The following is an 18,023-nucleotide window of genomic DNA, read 5'->3' as shown; positions in this document are numbered from 1 at the left end:
TTGCCGGGCGTGCTGCTACATTGGACCTCCGAACTGCATCCACAAAAGGGGGCTCCACCTTGGCAACACCCAACTACGGCTACGAAAAGCGGCAGCGAGAGCTCGCCAAGAAGAAAAAGAAGGAAGAAAAGGCACTGGCCAAAAACCAGCGCAAGACCGGGGAGCATGCTCCGGAATCCGGGGAGCCCGGCGAGGCTGTCTCCGGTGGCGAGCAGGGCGGGACCACCGCTCCGGAAGGCAGCGGCCCGGCCGCTTGACGGGCACGGCGGTGGCGCCGGAAGGCGCCCGCCCGGCCTCAGCGCAACAGCTTGCGCAACGCGGGCCAGACGTTCGCGAGCATGGCCGGGTGCGCCTCGGCCAGCGGATGGATCCGGTCCGCCTGGAACAGTGCCGCGGCATCGGGCCGGTCGGCCACGCCCTTGAGCAGGAAGGGCACCAGCGCGGAATCCGTGGCCCTGGCCACGGAGGGGAACACGTTCTCGAACCGGCGGGTGTAGTCCGACCCATAGTTGGGCGGCACCTGCATGCCCACGATCAGCACCTTGGCGCCGGCCTTGCGGGAGGCCTCCGCCATGGCCTTGAGGTTCGCCTCGGTGCCCTGCAGCGGCAGGCCGCGCAGCGCGTCGTTGCCCCCCAGCTCGATCACCACGACGGCGGGCTTGTGCTGGGCGAGCAGGCCGGGCAGGCGGGAGCGGCCGCCTGCCGTGGTGTCGCCGCTCACGCTGGCATTCACGACGGTGGCGGGGATCTTCTCCGCGGCCAGCTTCTTTTCCAGCAGCGCGACCCAGCCCGTGCCGCGGGCGATGCCGTATTCGGCGCTCAGCGAATCCCCCACCACCAGCACGACAGGCGCTGCTCCGGAAGGCGCAGGCGCGGCCAGCGCCGCCGGGGCGCAAGACCCCAGGAACGCGGCCCTCGCGGCCGCCACGATAAAGTCACGCCGGAACGCATCGCATCGCATCACTGCCACAAAGCACCTTTCATGTCGGAAACACCGCCGGACACCCCGGCCACCACCATCGCCGCCCCGGTCATCGCCGTGGAGCACGTCCACAAGTCGGTGACGGATTCGACCGGCACGCTCGACATTCTGCGGGATATCGATTTCCGGATCGCTCCCAGGGACACCGTGGCCATCGTGGGCGCCTCGGGCTCGGGCAAGAGCACGCTGCTGTCGATCATCGCGGGGCTCGACACACCCACGCGCGGCACCGTGCGGCTGGCCGGCGAAGACCTGTTCGCGCTGGGCGAGGATGACCGCGCCGCGCTGCGCGCGCGGCGCATGGGGTTCGTGTTCCAGAGCTTCCAGCTGCTGGGCAACCTGACCGCGCTGGAGAACGTGATGCTGCCGCTGGAGCTGGCCCAGCGCCGCGACGCCCGGCCGCTGGCCACCGAGATGCTGGGCCGCGTCGGCCTGGGCCAGCGCCTGGGCCACTACCCGAAGGTACTGTCGGGCGGCGAGCAGCAGCGCGTGGCGCTGGCACGGGCCTTCGTGGTGCAGCCGGACGTGCTGCTGGCCGACGAGCCCACGGGCAGCCTGGACTTCGCGACGGGCGAGACGATCATGCGCCTGATGTTCGACCTGAACCGCGAGCAGGGGACCACGCTGCTGCTCGTCACGCACGACCGCGGCATCGCGGCCCAGTGCGACCGGCGCATCACCATCGACGCAGGCCGGATGGTGGCCGGCGCCTGAGGCGGCCCGGCCTTCTCCGGCTGCCGGAGGGGAAGGGGGCGCCGGCGGGCGGATAATCGCGCGCATGTCCTCCAGCCCCAAAGTGCTATTCGGCTTCCACGCCGTGGGCGTGCGCCTGAAGACCGCGCCGCAATCCATCATCGAGATCTACTACGAGGCCACGCGGCGCGACGCGCGCATGCGCCAGTTCCTCGAGCGCGCGAAGGAGGCGGGAGCGCGCCTCATCGAAGCCGATGCGCTGCGCATCGCCAAGCTCGCCGGCAGCCACGGGCACCAGGGCGTGGCCGCCCGCGTGGAAGCCGTCGCGCAGGTCCATTCGCTCGACGAGCTGCTCGAACAGCTGGAGGCCGACGGCGTCGAGAAGCCGCTGCTGCTGGTGCTCGACGGCGTGACCGATCCGCACAACCTGGGCGCCTGCCTGCGCGTGGCCGACGGTGCCGGCGCGCACGCGGTGATCGCGCCCAAGGACCATGCCGTGGGCATCAATGCCACCGTGGCCAAGGTGGCCAGCGGCGCGGCCGAGACCATGCCGTACTTCATGGTCACCAACCTCGCGCGCACCCTGGGCGAGCTCAAGGAGCGCAACATCTGGTGCATCGGCACCAGCGACGACGCCCCGCGCACCCTCTACGAAGTGGACCTGAAGGGCCCGGTGGCGCTGGTGCTGGGCGCCGAGGGGGCCGGCATGCGGCAGCTCACGCGCAAGACCTGCGACGAGCTGGTTTCCATCCCGATGCGGGGAGCGGTGGAAAGCTTGAACGTGTCGGTGGCCAGCGGCGTGTGCCTCTACGAGGCGCTGCGCCAGCGCGGGGGCTGATCCGTGACGCAGGAGGCCATGGAACGCCTGCGGTCCTGGGTGGCCGGGGCGCAGCGCATCCTGGTGCTGACCGGCGCCGGGATGAGCGCGGAATCCGGGGTGCCCACCTTCCGCGATGCCCATACGGGCCACTGGGCGAAGTTCCGCCCGGAGGAGATGGCCAGCGAGGAAGGCTTCCGCGCCCGTCCCGGCACGGTGTGGACGTGGTACGAACACCGCCGGGCCCAGCTGGCTGCGGTGCAGCCCAACGCCGGCCACCGTGCGCTGGCGGATTTCGCGCGTCGCCACCCTGAGCGGCTGACGGTCGCGACGCAGAACGTGGACGGCCTGCACCAGATGGCCGGCAGCGAGGGGGTGCTCTGCCTGCACGGCGACCTGCGCGCCAACCGCTGGCTGGATGCGCCGCTGCCCTGCTGCGATGCCGATGCTGCCGTGCCGGGCTGCCCGCCCACCTGCGCCACCTGCGGCAATCTCCTGCGGCCGGCCGTGGTCTGGTTCGGCGAGGAACTTCCGGCACGGTTGCTGGAGCAGGCGCAGGACGCTGCCCACGAGTGCGACCTGATGCTGTCCGTGGGGACCGCCGGCGTCGTCTATCCCGCCGCCGGCCTGGCGCATACCGCGCACCGGGCCGGCGCGCGCGTGGCCATCGTCAATCCGGAACCCAGCGCGCTCGACGGCGTGGCGGACCTGCTGGTGCCCGGCACGGCGGCGCGGGTGCTGCCCTTCGTCCTGGCCGGTTAAAGGGGCCGAGCCTCGTCGGGGGATTCCTCGCTGGCCTGGCTCAGCGCTTCCAGTGCGTCGGCGTCGAGCTGCAGGTGCGCGGCGCGCACCAGGTCCTGCAGCTGCTCCAGCGAGGTCGCGCTGGCGATCGGCGCGGTGATGGCGGGCTGGGCCATCTGCCATGCGATGGCGACCTGGCCGGGCGTGGCCTCGTAACGCTCGGCCACCTCGTCGAGCTCGGCCAGGATGCGCAGGCCGCGCGGATTGAGGTATTTCTCCACCGTCTTGGCGCCGCGCGCGCTTTTGGACGCGTCGGCTTCGCTGCGGTACTTGCCTGTGAGGAAGCCGGCGGCCAGGGCGTAGAAATTGATGACGCCCACCTGCTGCTCCAGGCACAGCGGCTGCAATTCATCTTCGAACACCGCGCGGTCGTACAGGTTGTAGAGCGGCTGCAGCGATTCATAGCGCGGCAGGCCCAGCCGCGCGCTGGTGGCGAGCGCTTCCGACAGGCGGGCGGCCGTGTGGTTGGATGCGCCGATGGCGCGCACCTTGCCTTCGCGGATCAGGTCGGCATAGGTGCCCAGCGTGTCCTCGAGCGGCGTGGAGGGATCGTCGTCGTGCGACTGGTAGAGGTCGATGTAGTCCGTGTGCAGGCGGCGCAGCGAATCCTCGACCGCGCGGCGGATGTAGTCCGGCTTCAGGCCGACCCTGCCGTCGCCCATGTCCTTGCCCACCTTGGTGGCGAGCACGATCCTGTCCCGCTTGCCGGTGCGCTTGAGCCACTGGCCGATCAGGGCTTCGGATTCGCCCCCCATGTGACCCGGGTTCCAGCGCGAATAGACATCGGCCGTGTCGATGAAGTTGAAGCCCGCGTCCAGCCACGCGTCGATCAGCGAGAACGTGGTCGGCTCGTCCACCGTCCAGCCGAACACATTGCCGCCGAAGCACAGCGGGGAAACCTGCAGGCCGGAGCGGCCGAGGGGGCGTGATTGCATGGGTGGAGTCTCCTGGATTGGTTGGGAAAGGCGGGCTTCCGGACCATTGTTGCGGCGCCGCACGGCTCCCGGGCCGCGCAGTTGTAAGAACCTGTCAGATCCAGCCCAGCGCCCCGAGCACGGCGCCCGCGCCCAGCAGCCACAGCAGGTGGATGCGCGTGCGCCAGACCAGCAGCATGCACGCCGCCGAGACGATCCACAGCCGCCAGCTCTGCGCGATACCGCCGTGCGCGCTGCAGAGCACGAAGGCGGTGGCCAGCAGCAGGCCCAGCACGACCGGCGTCATGCCCTGCTTGAAGGCGCGCACGGCCCGCATGCCGCGGTGGCGGTGTGCCCAGCGCGCGGCGGCCCAGGTGAGCAGGCTGCTGGGCAGCATGACGCCCACGAGGCAGAGCACCATCCCGAGCAGGCCCAGGGCCCAGCCGCCCGCGTTGAGTCCCACGTTCCAGCCCAGCAGCCCGATGAACAGCACGTTCGGGCCGGGCGCTGCCTGGGCGATGGCGATGGAGGCGTTGAACTGCGGATCGGTCAGCCAGGCGTGCCGGTCCACGAGGAAGCGATGCATGTCCGGGGCGGTGGCGATGGCACCGCCCACGGTCAGCAGGGACAGCGAGAGGTAGTACGAGAACAGGTGCAGCCAGTCGGCCGGCTGCAGCGCCAGGGTGGCGCCGGGCGTCATGCGGGCAGCTTCCGCCAGGTCGCCGCGCAGGCCGTGCCGCCGATCGCCAGCAGCACCGCGGCCAGCGGCCACTGCAGCACCGCCATGGCCACGAACGTCAGCGCGGCGAGCACGGTGCTTCCCGCGGCGCCGAGCGGGTGCGTGCGCAGCGCCACCGCCATGCGCAGGGCCACGCCGGCCACCAGGCCGGCGGCCACGGCGCCCATGCCGCGCAGGGCGCCCGCCACGGCCGGGTGGGCGGAAAACCGCGCATACGCCACCGCCAGGCACAGCAGCACCAGCAGGGGCAGCAGCAGCATGCCCGCCAGGGCCGACAGCGCGCCGCGCCAGCCGAAGTAGCGGTCGCCCACCATCACGGCGAGGTTCACCACGTTGGGCCCCGGGAGGATCTGTGCCACGGCCCAGTCCTCGATGAACTCCTCGTTCGTCAGCCAGCCCTTGCGGTCCACCAGTTCGCGCTGCACCACGGCGAGGACACCGCCGAATCCCTGCAGGGCCAGCCAGGTGAAGGACCAAAACAGCTCCTTGCAGTCGCGCGGGGCGGGGCGCCCGGGATGGTGGGCGGGGGCGTCGGTTTCGGTGTGTCTTGGCATGGCGGAGCGGGAATGCAGGCGCTGGCTTGCGCCGGGGCGGAGCGCATCCTACGCTGGCGCGCGGGTTTTCGCCCGCTGGGGTGCAGCCGGCAGGCGGTGGAGGCGGAGCGGGCATGTGCCTCGGGATGGTGCTCCGGAGCAGGTCGCGGGGCGCAAGGCGGGCGCTGCCAGCCGTGCACCGCGGGTATCCATCACGGCACCGGCTGCCTGCGCTGCGTGCCTCCAGGATCGTGGCCGTCCCGCGCCAGCGGCAGTCTCACCACGGCATCGAGTCCGGCCACGCGGCTGCCTTCCATGCGATTGGCCAGTTCGATCTGCCCGCCCAGCGCCCGCACGATTTCCTGGCAGATGGCCAGCCCCAGCCCGGAGCCGGTCCGCACGTCGCCCGCGGAAAAAGGCTGGAACAGGCGCTGCGCGAGTTCGGCGTCGATGCCCGGGCCGCTGTCGGAAAACGTCAGCGCCGCGTGCCACCCGTCCGTCACCAGCTCCACGGACAGCACCCCCGAAACCGGCGTGTGCCGGATCGCGTTGTGCAGGAGGTTGCGGGCCAGCTCGCGCAGCATCCACTCGTGGGCCTGCACGGGCGCGGGATCGGTATGGATGCCGAAATCCAGGTCGCGCTGCGCGATCAGGGGCGAGAGCTCGAGCGCGATGGCGCGCAACTCGTCGTCCAGGCGGGTCACGGGGGGCGCGCTCTGCTGGCGCAACTGCTCCACTTTCGCGAGCGCCAGCATCTGGTTGGCGAGCTGCGTGGCCCGGTCCACGGTGTCGAGGATCTCGTGCAGGGCCTGCTGGGGCGGCACGTCGCCGCGCAGCGCCGACTGCACCTGCACCTTCAGCACGGCCAGGGGCGTGCGCAACTGGTGGGAGGCGTCGCGCACGAAGCGCTTCTGGTGCGTCAGCAGGTGCGCGAGGCGGCCCATGACGTGGTTCATGGCGTCCACCAGCGGCTGCAGCTCGCGCGGCGTGCCCGGGGCCGCGATGGGGCGCAGGTCTTCCTCCGGACGGGTCTGCAATTGCTCGCTGAGCCGGCGCACGGGCCGCACCGCCGACTGCACCACGAAACCCACGATGAGCGCGATGACCAGCGCGAGCAGCGCCTGCCGCGCCAGCGTGGTTTGCAGGATCTGCAGCGCGAGGGTGCGGCGCAGCTCCAGCGTCTCCGCGACCTGGATGACCGCCATGCCCCGGCCGGTGTGGCTGGCGACCGGCTGCAGCAGCACGGCGACGCGCACCGGCTGGCCGCGGAACTCGTCGTCGTAGAAGTCCACCAGCGCGGCATAGGGCGGCCGGGCGGGAATGCGCCCATGCCAGAAGGGCAGCTCGGCGAAGCCCGACACCAGCCCGCCCTGCAGGTCGGAGACCCGGTAGAACATGCGGCTCTGGTTGTCCGCCTCGAAGGCTTCCAGCGCGGAGTAGGGCACCGTGGCGCGCAGCCGGGCGCTGCCGTCGTAGCCCGCCACGTCGATCTGCTCGCTGATCGATTTGGCGGACGCCAGCAGCGTCCGGTCGTAGGCGGTGTGCAGGGCCGACAGCGTCTGGCGGTACAGGCTGGCCGTGTTGTAGGCGATGAACAGCGCCACCGGCACCAGGATGCCCAGCAGCAGGCGCCGCCGCAGCGACTGCGCTCGGCCCGCTGCGCCGCTCACGGCGCCGCCCTCCGGGCGGCGCTCATGCATCCGCCTTGAGCAGGTAGCCCAGCCCGCGCAGCGTCATGAGCGTGAGCCCGGTGCCGGCCAGCTTCTTGCGCAGCCGGTACACCACCACCTCGATGGCCTCGTACTGCACGTCCAGCTGCCCCGGGAACACCAGCTCGTACAGCCGCTCCTTGGCCACGGCGTGGCCCGGCTGGGCGAGCAGGGCGTGCATGAGGGCCAACTCGCGCGGCGTCAGCTCCATCACCTCGCCGTCGCGGTAGATGGCGCCGCTGTCCTTCTCGTAGCGGATCGCTCCGATGGACACGGTGGAGGGCGCCGGCGGCCGCGCTTCCGACAGGTCGCCCAGCCGGCGCACCAGCGCACGCAGGCGCGCCTCCAGTTCGTCCAGGTCGAACGGCTTGGGCAGGTAGTCGTCGGCGCCGGCATTGAGCCCCAGCACCCGGTCGCCCACGGTGCCCCGGGCGGTGAGCAGCAGCACCGGCGTGCGCAGGCCCCGGGCGCGCGCCTGCTGCAGCACCTGCAGGCCGTCCAGCCCGGGCAGCGTCAGGTCCAGCACCACGGCATCGGGCGGGCGCGACGCCCACTGCGCCAGCGCGGCCCGGCCGTCACCGAGGGCGGTCACCTCCATGCCGCGGCGCGCGAGCGAACGCTGCAGCGTGGCCTGCATGGCGGGGTCGTCTTCCACGAGAAGCAATTGCATGCGCGGCACCATAGCACCGGGCACGCCCGTGGCCCCCATGGGTGTTTTCCCTGAGTCGGCGGACAGCCGTTTGACAGGAAGCGGGCGCATCATCGGCCCCGTTCGCCATACCACAAGGAGACAAGAACCATGCGTCGCGATACCTTCCTCAAGTCCCTGGCAGCCCTCGCGGCCGCCGGTGCGCTGCCGCTCTCGGCCCGGGCCGCGGCCGCGATCAAGATGCTGCTGCCCGCCAACCCCGGCGGCGGCTGGGACACCACCGGCCGGGCGCTCGGCAAGGCGATGCAGGACGCGGGCGTGGCCTCGTCCGTCACCTACGACAACAAGGGCGGCGCGGCCGGTGCCATCGGCCTCGCGCAATTCGTCAATTCCGCCAAGGGCGACCCGAACGCCCTGATGGTGATGGGCTCGGTCATGGTGGGCGGCATCATCACCGGCAAGCCGCCGGTCAACCTCTCGCAGGCCACCCCGATCGCGCGCCTGACGAGCGAGTACAACGTGTTCGTGCTGCCCGCCAATTCGCCGTTCAAGTCGATGGCCGAGGTGATCGACCAGCTCAAGAAGGACCCGGGCAGCGTGAAGTGGGGCGGCGGCTCGCGCGGCTCCACCGAGCACATCGCGGCGGCCATGATCGCGCGCGAAGTGGGCGTGGACCCGGCCAAGATCAACTACGTGGCGTTTCGTGGAGGCGGTGAATCCGTCGCGGCCATCCTGGGCGGCAACGTCACCATCGGCGGCGGCGGCTTCAGCGAGATGGCCGAGTACATCAACACCAAGAAGATGGTGCCGGTGGCCGTCACGTCGGGCCAGCGCCTGAAGGGCTCGAGCGTGCCGACGCTCAGGGAGCAGGGCATCAACGTGGAGATCGGCAACTGGCGCGGCGTCTATGCGCCTCCGGGCATCTCCGCGCCGCAGCGCAAGGCACTCATCGACATGGTGGCCCAGGCGACGAAGAGCAAGAGCTGGGCCGAATCCATGGAGAAGAACGACTGGACCGCCGCCTGGCTCGCGGGCGACGAATTCGGCGCCTTCGTGGATGCCGAGTTCGCCAGCATGCGCGCCACCATGGTCAAGGCCGGCATGGTCTGACCCCGCGGCGGGCGCCATGCCCGCCGTGCTTCCCGAGTTTCCCTTTTTTTTCCGTACCGCGTGGCACGGCCGGTTGGCGCGTGCCCGCGCGCCATGGCCGATATCCCGAGGACACCCATCATGTCAGAGCCTCTTGCACCTTCCGCGGCGGATGCCGACAGCGACGAGGGCGCCGTCCCTTCCCGGCGCGCGCAGACCATCGTGGGCGGCGGCGTGCTGCTCGTCGCGGCAGCGCTCGCCGCGGGCGCCCTGCAGATCCCCGGCGACGCCGGTTACGGCGGCGTGGGTCCGAACTTCCTGCCCTGGCTGGTCGCGGCGGTGCTCGCCGTCTGCGGCGGTTTCCTGCTGTGGGAGGCGGCTTCCGGCGGCTTCCGCTCCCTGGGCGCGCCCGGCGGCGCGGCACGGGCCGACAGGCAGGCCTTCGTCTGGGTGTCGGCCGGGCTGCTGCTCAATGCCGCGCTCATCGGCACGGTGGGCTTCATCGTGAGCTGCACGATCTGCTACGTGCTGGCCGTGCAGGGCCTGCGCCGCGCGGGCCGCCAGCCGGCCGCCGGCGCCGCGCGCACCTGGGCCGTGGACGTGTTCACCGGCCTGGCCATTTCCGCGCCGGTGTTCTGGGCTTTCACGCAATTCCTGGCGATCAACCTGCCGGGGCTCACGCAAACGGGGTGGCTGTGATGATGGAAATTTTCAACGCCCTGCTGCAGGGCTTCGCGACGGCGGCCACGCCCGCCAACCTGCTGTGGGCGCTGGTGGGCTGCGCGCTCGGCACGGCCGTGGGCGTGCTGCCCGGCATCGGGCCCGCCGTGGCGGTGGCCATGCTGCTGCCCATCACCGCCAAGGTGGAGGTGACGGCCTCCATGATCTTCTTCGCCGGCATCTACTACGGCGCCATGTACGGTGGATCGACCACCTCCATCCTGCTGAACACGCCCGGTGAAACGGCCAGCATGGTCACGGCGATGGAGGGCAACAAGATGGCCAAGAGCGGGCGCGCGGGCGCGGCCCTGGCCACGTCGGCCATCGGCTCGTTCGTCGCCGGCACCATCGCCACCGTGGTGGTCACGCTCTTCGCGCCGTCCGTGGCCGAATTCGCCGTCAAGCTCGGGCCGCCCGAATACTTCATGCTGATGGTGCTGGCCTTCACCACGGTGAGCGCGGTGCTCGGCCAGAGCACGGTGCGGGGGCTCACCGCGCTGTTCCTGGGCCTCGCGCTGGGCTGCGTGGGCATGGACCAGATTTCCGGCGCGGCGCGCTATACGCTGGGCCAGCCCGAATTGCTGGACGGCGTCGACATCGTGCTGGTGGCCGTAGGCCTGTTCGCGGTGGCCGAGGTACTGTATGCCGCCATGTACGAGGGCCGCCAGGTGGATACCCGCAACCCCATGGGCCGGGTCCACATGACGGCGCGCGACTGGAAGCGCTCCGTGCCCGCATGGCTGCGCGGTACGCTGCTGGGCACGCCGTTCGGCTGCATTCCCGCGGGCGGCACCGAGATTCCGACCTTCCTCAGCTATGCGACCGAGAAGAAACTCGCCAAGGGCGCGGACCGCGAGGAATTCGGCACGAAGGGCGCCATCGAGGGCGTGGCCGGCCCCGAGGCCGCGAACAACGCCACCGTCACGGCCGCGCTGATCCCGCTGCTCACGCTGGGCATTCCCACCTCCAACACCACCGCGGTGCTGCTGGGCGCGTTCCAGAACTACGGCATCAACCCCGGCCCGCAGCTGTTCTCCAGTTCGGCCGCGCTGGTGTGGGCGCTGATCGCCTCGCTCTACATCGGCAACGTGATGCTGCTGGTGCTCAACCTGCCCATGGTGGGCCTGTGGGTGAAGCTGCTCAAGATCCCGAAGCCGCAGCTCTATGCTGGCATCCTGATCTTCGCCACGGTGGGGGCCTACGGCATGCGCCAGAGCGCGTTCGACCTGTTCCTGCTCTACGGCATCGGCCTGCTGGGCGTGATGATGCGCCGCTTCGACTTCCCCACCGCGCCCGTGGTGGTCGGCATGATCCTCGGGCCGCTGGCCGAGGCGCAGATGCGCAACGCGATCTCGATCGGCGAGGGCAACTGGTCGGTGTTCGTGACGCGGCCGATGTCCCTCGCGCTGATCGTGATCGTGGTCGCCGTGCTGGTGCTGCCCCGCCTGCTGCGCGGCTGGGCCGCCCGGCGGCTGCAGGTGGCAACCCCCTGAGGCGCTTCGCGCCTTCCCCCTCTCTCACGCTGCGCGTGGGAAGGGGGACGCCGCCAGCGCGGCGGCCGCTGGCATGGCCTGCTCCGCGGCCTTCCGGGTGGTCGTGCCCGAGGTGGCTTTTGCGCTGCGGGCACGGCACGCGGTCTCGTGAGTTATCCGTTCCCCGCGGTGCGCACTGCGGACGGCTCCAGCGGGGCGCCTTCGGGCGCCCCGTCGCGCTGGCGGCGCGAAGACGCCTCCCTGTCCTTCTGCGTGGCGCCCGAACCCTTTTTCAGCCAGAGGTAGAGCCCGCTGCCCAGCACGATGATGGTGGCGATGTCCAGCAGGGCCCAGAGGATCTGCATCGGCATGCCGGCATAGTCGCCGAAATGCAGCGGCTGCGAGATGAGCAGGGCGGTGAGGTACCACGGCAGTGCCGGCGCGGCCGTGACCTGCGCGGTGCGCGCGTCCACCAGCACGGGCTGGTAGAGGCGCGACGTGAGCGGTTCGCTGCCGCGCAGGAAGAAGGTATTGTGGTGCGGGCTGGAAAACGCCGTGCCCGGAAAGGCGATGAATGACAGGCGCGTGCCCGGCGCGCGCTCCAGCGCCGCGTCCAGCGACTTCTGCAGCGAACCGCGTTCGGCCTGCGGGGTGACGGGCTGGCCCGCATAGGGTGCCAGCAGCGCCGAGAGCTGGTCGTGCTGCCAGTACTTGATGACCAGGTCGGCCCAGGTATTGATCATGCCGGTGCCTCCCACCACGAACGCCCACACCAGGGTGACGATGCCCAGCAGGTTGTGCAGGTCCAGCCATTTCACGCGGGTGGAGCGCTGTTCGCGCACCGTGCCGAAGTCCAGCTTGCGCATGAAGGGCGCGTAGAGCACCACGCCCGAGACGATGGCCACGAGCAGCAGCAGCCCCATGAAACCCAGGAAAAGCTTGCCCGGCAACCCCGCGAACAGGTCCACGTGCAGCTTGTACATGACGTACATGAAGCCCTGGTCGAACCGCGGCTGCGCGAGGATGGCGCCGGTGCGGCCGTCCACGGCCACCGAGCGGAAGTCGGTGGTCGGATCGGGCGTGTGCGTGAGCGTGACGAACCACACGTTGGGGTCGTCCTCGTCCTGCGACGCGAACTGCACGATGCGGTCGGGATGCTGCGCGCGCGCCACCTCCAGCACCCGGTCCAGGCTGACCCGGCGCGTTTCCCCGGGCATCGGCGGCGCCTCGACCTCCGTGCCCAGCAGGTGGCCGATCTCGTGGTGGAAGATCAGCGGCAGCCCCGTCAGGCACAGCAGGAGCATGAACACGGTACACACCAGGCTGCTCCACTTGTGCAGCCAGGACCAGGTCTTGAGGGCTTTGGGGGTCATGTCGTCGTCCTGCTCCAGCGAAAGTCCGCGCTCAGAAATCCACGCTGGCGCTCAGCGTGAAGGTACGCGGCGCGCCCACCACGAGGTAGCCAGAACCGGGGTACCCGCCGGACGAGGCCCAGTAGTTGCGATCGGCCACGTTGTCCACGCGGGCGCGCAGCGTCACGAGCCGGCCGCTCCATTCCGTGGCGTAGCGCACGCCCAGATCCAGGCGCGTCCAGCCAGGCACGCGCAGGGCGTTGGCGCCGTCGGCATAGCTCGCGCCGGTATAGACGGCGCGCGTGTCGAGCGCCAGGCCGGGCATGCCGGGGACGTCCCACTCCACGCCGGCATTGGCCTGCAGGCGCGGCACGCCGATCACGCGCCTGCCGTCGGTGGCTGCGCTGCCCGTCCTCTGCTGCTTCGCGTCCAGCCAGGTCACGCCGCCCAGCAGGCGAAGGCCGCGCATGGCTTCGCCCTGCACGTCCAGTTCCACGCCCTGGTGGCGGTCCCTGCCGGAGGCGCCGAACACGTTCGAGGCATCGACATAGGCGCGGGGCTTGGTGGTGCTGAACAGTGCCAGCGACCCGCGCAGGCGGCCGCCGTCGTACTTCACGCCCACTTCCTTCTGCTTGGCGACATACGGTGCAAGCTGCTGGCCGCTGTTGGCCACGGGCGCGCCGTTGGCCGTGGCCGGCGCGGTCTGGCCCTGGCTCAGGCTCTCGATGTAGTTGCCGTAGAGCGACCACCGCGGCGCCATCTTGAACACGAGTCCCGCCATGGGGCTGTTGCGGCTCTGCTCGTAGCGCGCGAGCAGCGCGGAGGTGCCGTAGGCGAAATCGGACGTGTCCAGCCGCTGGTGGCGCAGGCCCAGGGTGAGCAGCACCGTGTCGTCCACGAAGGAGAGCGTGTCGCCCAGGGCGTAGCTCAGCAGCCGCGTGCGGCCCGTGAGGTTGGGGCTCGACAGCGTGCCGCCATACAGCGTGGCGGCGCTGAAGGCAGGCTGCGCGGTGGGCCGGTACTGGTAGAGGTTGGAGGCGATGGTGTTGCGCCAGTCCATCGCGTACGCGTTGTCTTTCTCGGCCTCGAAATACGACACGGCCGCCACCCATTCATGGCCCACCGCGCCGGTGCGCAGCTTGCCGCGCAGGCCGAGTTCGCCGGTGTCCACGCGGTCCTTGCGGGTGTTGTCGAAGCGGTAGGCCGTGCCCGCGCCCGTGGCGGCGTCGGCCACCGTCAGGTTGGCGAGCGAATTGGCTTCCTTGCCGCGGCGCATGCCCCATGCCCCCCAGGCCGTCATGCCGGGCGACAGGTCCACCTCGCCGCGGAACGTGCCGAACACGTCGCGCTCGTTGGAATACGCCCAGGGCTGCGAGAAATTGGCGGCAGCATCCGGCGCGGCGGGCACGGCGGTGGCGCCGGACAGCGAGACGTTCGGCCGCGTGCCCTTCAGGCGGTGGTCCTGCCAGCCGATGTCGCCCGACAGGCGCACGTCGCGGCTGCGCCAGTCCAGGCCCAGGGCCATGAGGCCGAGCCGGCTTTTTTCATGGTCCACGGCGGTGTCGCCGTCCTGGTAGGCGGCGTTGAAGCGGATGCCGGTGCTGCCATCCGGCCCGAAGCGCCGGCCGATGTCCACCGCCGTCTCGATGCGGCCGCCCGATCCCGTGCCCACCGTCACGCGCGACAGCGGCTCGTTGGGCGCTCGCTTGGGCAGCAGGTTGACCGCGCCGCCGATGCCGCCGCCCGACGGCGTGGCGCCCGACAGGAAGGTGGAGGCGCCGCGCAGCACTTCGACGCGCTCGAACAGTTCGGTGGCGATGTACTGGCGCGGCAGCAGGCTGTAGAGGCCGTTGTAGGCCGTGTCGTCGGAGCCGAGCACGAAGCCGCGGATGAAGTACGCCTCCTGGAAGTTGCCGAAACCGCGGGCCAGGCGCACGCCGGAGTCGTTCTGCAGCACCTCGCCGACGCTTTTTGCCTGCTTGTCCTGGATCAGCTCATTGGTGTAGCTGGTGATGCTGAAGGGGGTGTCCATCGCATCCTTCGTGCCCAGGATGCCGGCGCGTCCGCCGCGCGCCACCTGCCCGCCCGGGTAGGCCGGGGAGAGCCCCTGGGCGGAGGCATCGGCGCTGGCGCCGACGGTCACCGTCGGCAGCGAGGGGGCATCGGTGCCGGCGGGCGCGGCGCCGGCCTGGGTGCCGAGCAGGGCGAGGGATGCGGCGAGGGCGAGGGGATGGGGGCGGAACATGGCGGAGGGCCTGGATGGGGTGGAGCGTGGAACCCGGAAGGGGCGGAGAGGAAAAGCGCAGGAGGGCCGCGATCGGTGCGATGCACGGCGGGGAAGGGGGCCGTACGGCGGCGTCAGCCGCGCCGCCGCAGCCAGCCGAACCACGCCATCACGGCCACGGGCACGCCCAGCGCGACCCACGACCAGGTGTCGCCCCAGCCGTCCGAGACCAGGGCGCTGACCAGTCCGCTGGCGGTGAGTACGCCCAGGGCGATGGGCCATCCCCACAAACGGCCTGGACGGGCCCCGTCCGCGTGCGGCGCGGCGAACGCCTGGGAATCGGAGGAGCCTGGGATGGCCGCGGGGGATCGCGGCCCGGTGAGGGAGGCGGGCGTCGAGGGCATGGTCTGCTGGGGCTGGAGGGCGTGCCGGCCGGGGGAGCCAGGAGGCGCCGGCGGGTCGGCACAGCAGGCCCCGGGGACTGGGCCGTCCGCCGGGGCACCCCACCAGGGCACTGTTCGCAAACCGCCATTCTAAAAGATATTGAGAATGGTTCGTATTGGAATTTATGGAATGTATGAAAGGCAGACCCACTGCCTGCCGGGCAGCGCTGCGGCGCACCGGTGGCGGATGCCCCCGGCGGGCGCGGATAGCCTCATACTCCGGCCACCCCAGAGAGGAGATCCCGCACATGACTGTCTTTAAAACCGCCCCCCTGCTCATCGCCGCCCTGGCCGCTTCCTCGTGCGGGGGCGGAGGCAGCGGCGCAGCGGTCGACTACGACTTCAACGTCCGCCCGTCGTACCTGAACGATCTGCGGCAGGCGAGCTACGACGGCGCGGGCAACGACCTGCTGACCGGCGGCCTCGGCCGCTCCGGCCTGCAGGACGATTCGCCGCCGGGCTACGCGGGCAGCCAGCCCACGGCGGAGGAGTTGCGGCGAAATGCCATCTATGTGAACTATCGGGCGCTGGTGGACACGACTTCCGAAGGGGGCTACGGCAGGCTGTACGGCCCGAACGTGGACGCGCAGGGCCGTGCGACATCGGGCGAAGGCATGGTGGCCGGCACGGAAGCCATCGCCTATTCGGACGACGGCTCGGGGCGCCGCAATGTCACTCTGATGGTGCAGGTGCCGGATGCCTTCGACCGCACGCGCCCCTGCATCATCACCGCCACCTCGTCCGGCTCGCGCGGCATCTACGGCGGCATTCCCACGGGCGAATGGGGCCTCAAGCGCGGCTGCGCCGTGGCCTATACGGACAAGGGCACGGGCGCCGCGCCCCATGACCTGCAGGCCGATACCGTCGCGCTGATCGACGGCACGCGCACCAGCGCCACGCTCGCGGGCACGCGCGCCGCCTTCGACGCAGGCCTGTCGGCGGCGGACCTCGCGGCCTTCAACGGGGCCACGCCGCAGCGCCTGGCGTTCAAGCACGCGCATTCCGGGCAGAACCCGGAAAAGGACTGGGGCCTCTCCACCCTGCAGGCGGTCGAGTTCGCGTTCTACGTGCTCAACGAGCGCTTCGGCGACCGCTCGCCGGGCGGGCAGGCGCTGCGCACCTTCACGCCGGCCAACACGACGGTGATCGCCTCCAGCCTCTCGAACGGCGGCGGCGCGGCGATCGCGGCGGCCGAGCAGGACACCCGAGGCCTCATCGACGGGGTGGCCGTGTCGGAGCCCTCGGTGCAGATGCCGGCCAACGCGGGCGTCACCGTGCAGCGCGGCGGGCGCACCGTCGCCGTGAACGGCCTCCCGCTGATCGACTACACCACCCAGGCCCACCTCTACCAGGCCTGCGCCGCCCTCGCGCCCTCGCTGGCCTCCACGCCCTTCGCGGCGGCCTTCGCCGTCCGCTTCGCGGACCCGGCCTTCCCCGTGGCCGCCAACCGCTGTGCCGGCCTGAAGGCCCGGGGCCTGCTCTCGGCCGCCACCACGGCCGCCCAGGCCGAGGAGGCGCTGGCGCGCCTGACCGCCTATGGCTGGGAGCCCGAGTCGGGTGCGCTGCACGCCTCGCTCGCGGCGTTCGAAGTGGCTCCGTCGATCGCCGTCACCTATGCCAACGCGCTCTCGCGCGCGAGCGTCCAGGACCGGCTGTGCGGCTACAGCTTCGCCACCACGTCGGCCATCGGCGCGGTGCAGCCCACGCCCGCCGCGGTGACGAACACCCTGTTCGCCACCGGCAACGGCATCCCGCCCACCGCCGGCGTGCAGCTCGTCAACGACCGCAGCCGAGGCGTGCCGGTGCGCGACCTGTTCTCGTCCAATGCCGCGGGCGTGCCCACCTGGAACCTGGAAGGCGCGCTCTGCCTGCGCAGCCTCGTGACGGGCACCGACGCGGCCGCCCGGCGCCTGCAGTCCGGCCTCGACGAAACCCGCCGCACCGGCAACCTGCAGGGCAAGCCCGCCATCATCGTGCACGGCCGCGACGACGCGCTCATCCCGGTCAACCACACCTCGCGTCCCTACGCCGCCCTGAACCGGCGCGTGGAGGGCGCCGCCAGCCGCCTGAGCTACATCGAGGTCACGAACGCCCAGCATTTCGATGCCTTCATCGGCCTGCCGGCCACGCTGCCGGGCTACGACAGCCGCTACATCCCCCTGCACCTGTACCTCAACCGCGCGCTCGATGCCATGTACGCGCACCTGGTGAACGGCGAGCCGCTGCCGGCCAGCCAAGTGGTGCGCACCGTGCCGCGCGGCGGCACGCCGGGCAGCGCCCCCGCGATCACCGCGGCGAACGTGCCACCCATCGCGGCCATGCCCGTCGCTGCCGATGCCGTCGCCATCACCAGCGGCGCCATCGCCGTGCCGGACTGACCTGCCGCAAACCCCCGCGGCGCGCGCGGTTGCTCGGAGCCTGCGCCGCGGACGACCGGTAGAGTGGGGGGGCCGCCACTTCGAGGAATGCCCATGTCCGGTACTTCGTCCCGCCGCACCCGTTCCCTGGCACGCCAGGGGGCCGAACTCGCCATGGCCGTGCCGCCCGTCGTCGCGCACCGCGTGGCGCGCATGGCCCTCGCCGGCGCCACCCCCTCGCAGCGCGACCGGCGCGAATTCGGCCGAATGGTCGCCGAGAAGCAGTGGGCCTTCATGCAGTCCTGGGCCGCCATGGGCATGCAGGCCCTGCTGGCCCAGCAGGCCATGGCGGCCAGCATGGTGCGGCTGTGGTGGACGCCCTGGACCATGGCCACCGGCCCGCAACTGGTGCGCCAGTGGCAGGACGCGGCGGCCGGCGTGCTCGGCAAGGGGCTCGTTCCGGTCCACCGTGTCGCGGTGGCGAACGCCCGACGCCTGGCGCGCACGTCCCTGGTCTGAAATCCGCCGT

General features: G+C 71.2%; 18 protein-coding genes. 9 read left to right on the top strand and 9 right to left on the bottom strand.

Annotated features, from left to right (window positions below):
- Nucleotides 1-59 precede the first annotated feature (59 nt).
- Nucleotides 60-257: a hypothetical protein gene (locus BLR99_RS03310; protein ID WP_017440464.1), complete on the top strand. Its 198-nt coding sequence runs from the start codon at nucleotides 60-62 to the stop codon at nucleotides 255-257.
- Between the two features lie 38 nt (nucleotides 258-295).
- Here the strand turns inward: BLR99_RS03310 and BLR99_RS03305 are convergent, their stop codons facing one another.
- Complete coding sequence (locus tag BLR99_RS03305) at nucleotides 296-961, bottom strand: arylesterase (RefSeq protein WP_011796097.1); 666 nt, start codon at nucleotides 959-961, stop codon at nucleotides 296-298.
- A 21-nt stretch (nucleotides 962-982) separates the two neighbouring features.
- Here BLR99_RS03305 and BLR99_RS03300 point away from each other — a divergent pair, with 21 nt between their 5' ends.
- The 3 genes from BLR99_RS03300 to BLR99_RS03290 all read left to right on the top strand — a co-directional run bounded on the left by BLR99_RS03300 (nucleotide 983) and on the right by BLR99_RS03290 (nucleotide 3,254).
- The gene (locus tag BLR99_RS03300; protein WP_011796096.1) at nucleotides 983-1,696 is read left to right on the top strand and encodes an ABC transporter ATP-binding protein; all 714 of its coding nucleotides are present in this window, start codon (nucleotides 983-985) and stop codon (nucleotides 1,694-1,696) included.
- A gap of 64 nt (nucleotides 1,697-1,760) precedes the next feature.
- A complete protein-coding gene (gene rlmB / locus BLR99_RS03295) occupies nucleotides 1,761-2,513 on the top strand; it encodes a 23S rRNA (guanosine(2251)-2'-O)-methyltransferase RlmB (protein WP_011796095.1) in 753 nt (250 codons plus the stop codon).
- An 18-nt stretch (nucleotides 2,514-2,531) separates the two neighbouring features.
- Nucleotides 2,532-3,254: an SIR2 family NAD-dependent protein deacylase gene (locus tag BLR99_RS03290; protein ID WP_041828056.1), complete on the top strand. Its 723-nt coding sequence runs from the start codon at nucleotides 2,532-2,534 to the stop codon at nucleotides 3,252-3,254.
- Here the strand turns inward: BLR99_RS03290 and BLR99_RS03285 are convergent.
- The 5 genes from BLR99_RS03285 to BLR99_RS03265 form a co-directional block, all read right to left on the bottom strand.
- Complete coding sequence (locus BLR99_RS03285; RefSeq protein ID WP_011796093.1) at nucleotides 3,251-4,228, bottom strand: aldo/keto reductase; 978 nt, start codon at nucleotides 4,226-4,228, stop codon at nucleotides 3,251-3,253. The genes BLR99_RS03290 and BLR99_RS03285 overlap by 4 nt on opposite strands.
- A 94-nt stretch (nucleotides 4,229-4,322) precedes the next feature.
- Complete coding sequence (locus BLR99_RS03280) at nucleotides 4,323-4,907, bottom strand: chromate transporter (RefSeq protein WP_011796092.1); 585 nt, start codon at nucleotides 4,905-4,907, stop codon at nucleotides 4,323-4,325.
- Nucleotides 4,904-5,500, bottom strand: a complete 597-nt coding sequence (locus tag BLR99_RS03275; RefSeq protein ID WP_011796091.1) for a chromate transporter — start codon at nucleotides 5,498-5,500, stop codon at nucleotides 4,904-4,906. The genes BLR99_RS03280 and BLR99_RS03275 overlap by 4 nt, the downstream gene beginning before the upstream one ends.
- A 191-nt stretch (nucleotides 5,501-5,691) precedes the next feature.
- Nucleotides 5,692-7,179: a sensor histidine kinase gene (locus BLR99_RS03270; protein ID WP_017439419.1), complete on the bottom strand. Its 1,488-nt coding sequence runs from the start codon at nucleotides 7,177-7,179 to the stop codon at nucleotides 5,692-5,694.
- A complete protein-coding gene (locus tag BLR99_RS03265; RefSeq protein ID WP_041828055.1) occupies nucleotides 7,172-7,858 on the bottom strand; it encodes a response regulator transcription factor in 687 nt (228 codons plus the stop codon). The genes BLR99_RS03270 and BLR99_RS03265 overlap by 8 nt, the downstream gene beginning before the upstream one ends.
- Before the next feature lie 129 nt (nucleotides 7,859-7,987).
- Between BLR99_RS03265 and BLR99_RS03260 the strand changes: the two genes are divergently transcribed.
- From BLR99_RS03260 to BLR99_RS03250, 3 genes are all read left to right on the top strand, one after another.
- Nucleotides 7,988-8,947, top strand: a complete 960-nt coding sequence (locus BLR99_RS03260; protein ID WP_011796088.1) for a Bug family tripartite tricarboxylate transporter substrate binding protein — start codon at nucleotides 7,988-7,990, stop codon at nucleotides 8,945-8,947.
- A gap of 120 nt (nucleotides 8,948-9,067) precedes the next feature.
- Nucleotides 9,068-9,625, top strand: coding sequence for a tripartite tricarboxylate transporter TctB family protein (locus BLR99_RS03255; RefSeq protein WP_011796087.1), 558 nt, complete (start codon nucleotides 9,068-9,070; stop codon nucleotides 9,623-9,625).
- A 2-nt stretch (nucleotides 9,626-9,627) separates the two neighbouring features.
- Nucleotides 9,628-11,139, top strand: a complete 1,512-nt coding sequence (locus BLR99_RS03250) for a tripartite tricarboxylate transporter permease (RefSeq protein ID WP_041828054.1) — start codon at nucleotides 9,628-9,630, stop codon at nucleotides 11,137-11,139.
- Nucleotides 11,140-11,291: 152 nt separating this feature from the next.
- Here BLR99_RS03250 and BLR99_RS03245 read toward each other — a convergent pair whose 3' ends face one another.
- The 3 genes from BLR99_RS03245 to BLR99_RS03235 all read right to left on the bottom strand — a co-directional run bounded on the left by BLR99_RS03245 (nucleotide 11,292) and on the right by BLR99_RS03235 (nucleotide 15,098).
- On the bottom strand, nucleotides 11,292-12,491 hold the full coding sequence (locus tag BLR99_RS03245; protein ID WP_011796085.1) for a PepSY-associated TM helix domain-containing protein: 1,200 nt from the start codon (nucleotides 12,489-12,491) through the stop codon (nucleotides 11,292-11,294).
- Nucleotides 12,492-12,522: 31 nt separating this feature from the next.
- On the bottom strand, nucleotides 12,523-14,715 hold the full coding sequence (locus tag BLR99_RS03240) for a TonB-dependent receptor (protein ID WP_011796084.1): 2,193 nt from the start codon (nucleotides 14,713-14,715) through the stop codon (nucleotides 12,523-12,525).
- A gap of 113 nt (nucleotides 14,716-14,828) precedes the next feature.
- Entirely contained in the window at nucleotides 14,829-15,098 is a 270-nt protein-coding gene (locus BLR99_RS03235) for a hypothetical protein (RefSeq protein ID WP_041827499.1), read from the bottom strand.
- A gap of 287 nt (nucleotides 15,099-15,385) precedes the next feature.
- Between BLR99_RS03235 and BLR99_RS03230 the strand changes: the two genes are divergently transcribed.
- Both BLR99_RS03230 and BLR99_RS03225 read left to right on the top strand, forming a co-directional pair.
- The gene (locus tag BLR99_RS03230) at nucleotides 15,386-17,515 is read left to right on the top strand and encodes a D-(-)-3-hydroxybutyrate oligomer hydrolase (protein WP_041827498.1); all 2,130 of its coding nucleotides are present in this window, start codon (nucleotides 15,386-15,388) and stop codon (nucleotides 17,513-17,515) included.
- 93 nt (nucleotides 17,516-17,608) lie between these two features.
- Nucleotides 17,609-18,013, top strand: coding sequence for a polyhydroxyalkanoate granule-associated phasin (locus BLR99_RS03225; protein ID WP_011796081.1), 405 nt, complete (start codon nucleotides 17,609-17,611; stop codon nucleotides 18,011-18,013).
- The last annotated feature ends 10 nt before the right edge of the window (nucleotides 18,014-18,023 follow it).

Source organism: Paracidovorax citrulli (genome assembly GCF_900100305.1).
Lineage (GTDB): Bacteria > Pseudomonadota > Gammaproteobacteria > Burkholderiales > Burkholderiaceae_C > Paracidovorax > Paracidovorax citrulli.
This window is presented reverse-complemented; position numbering and strand designations above follow the sequence as displayed.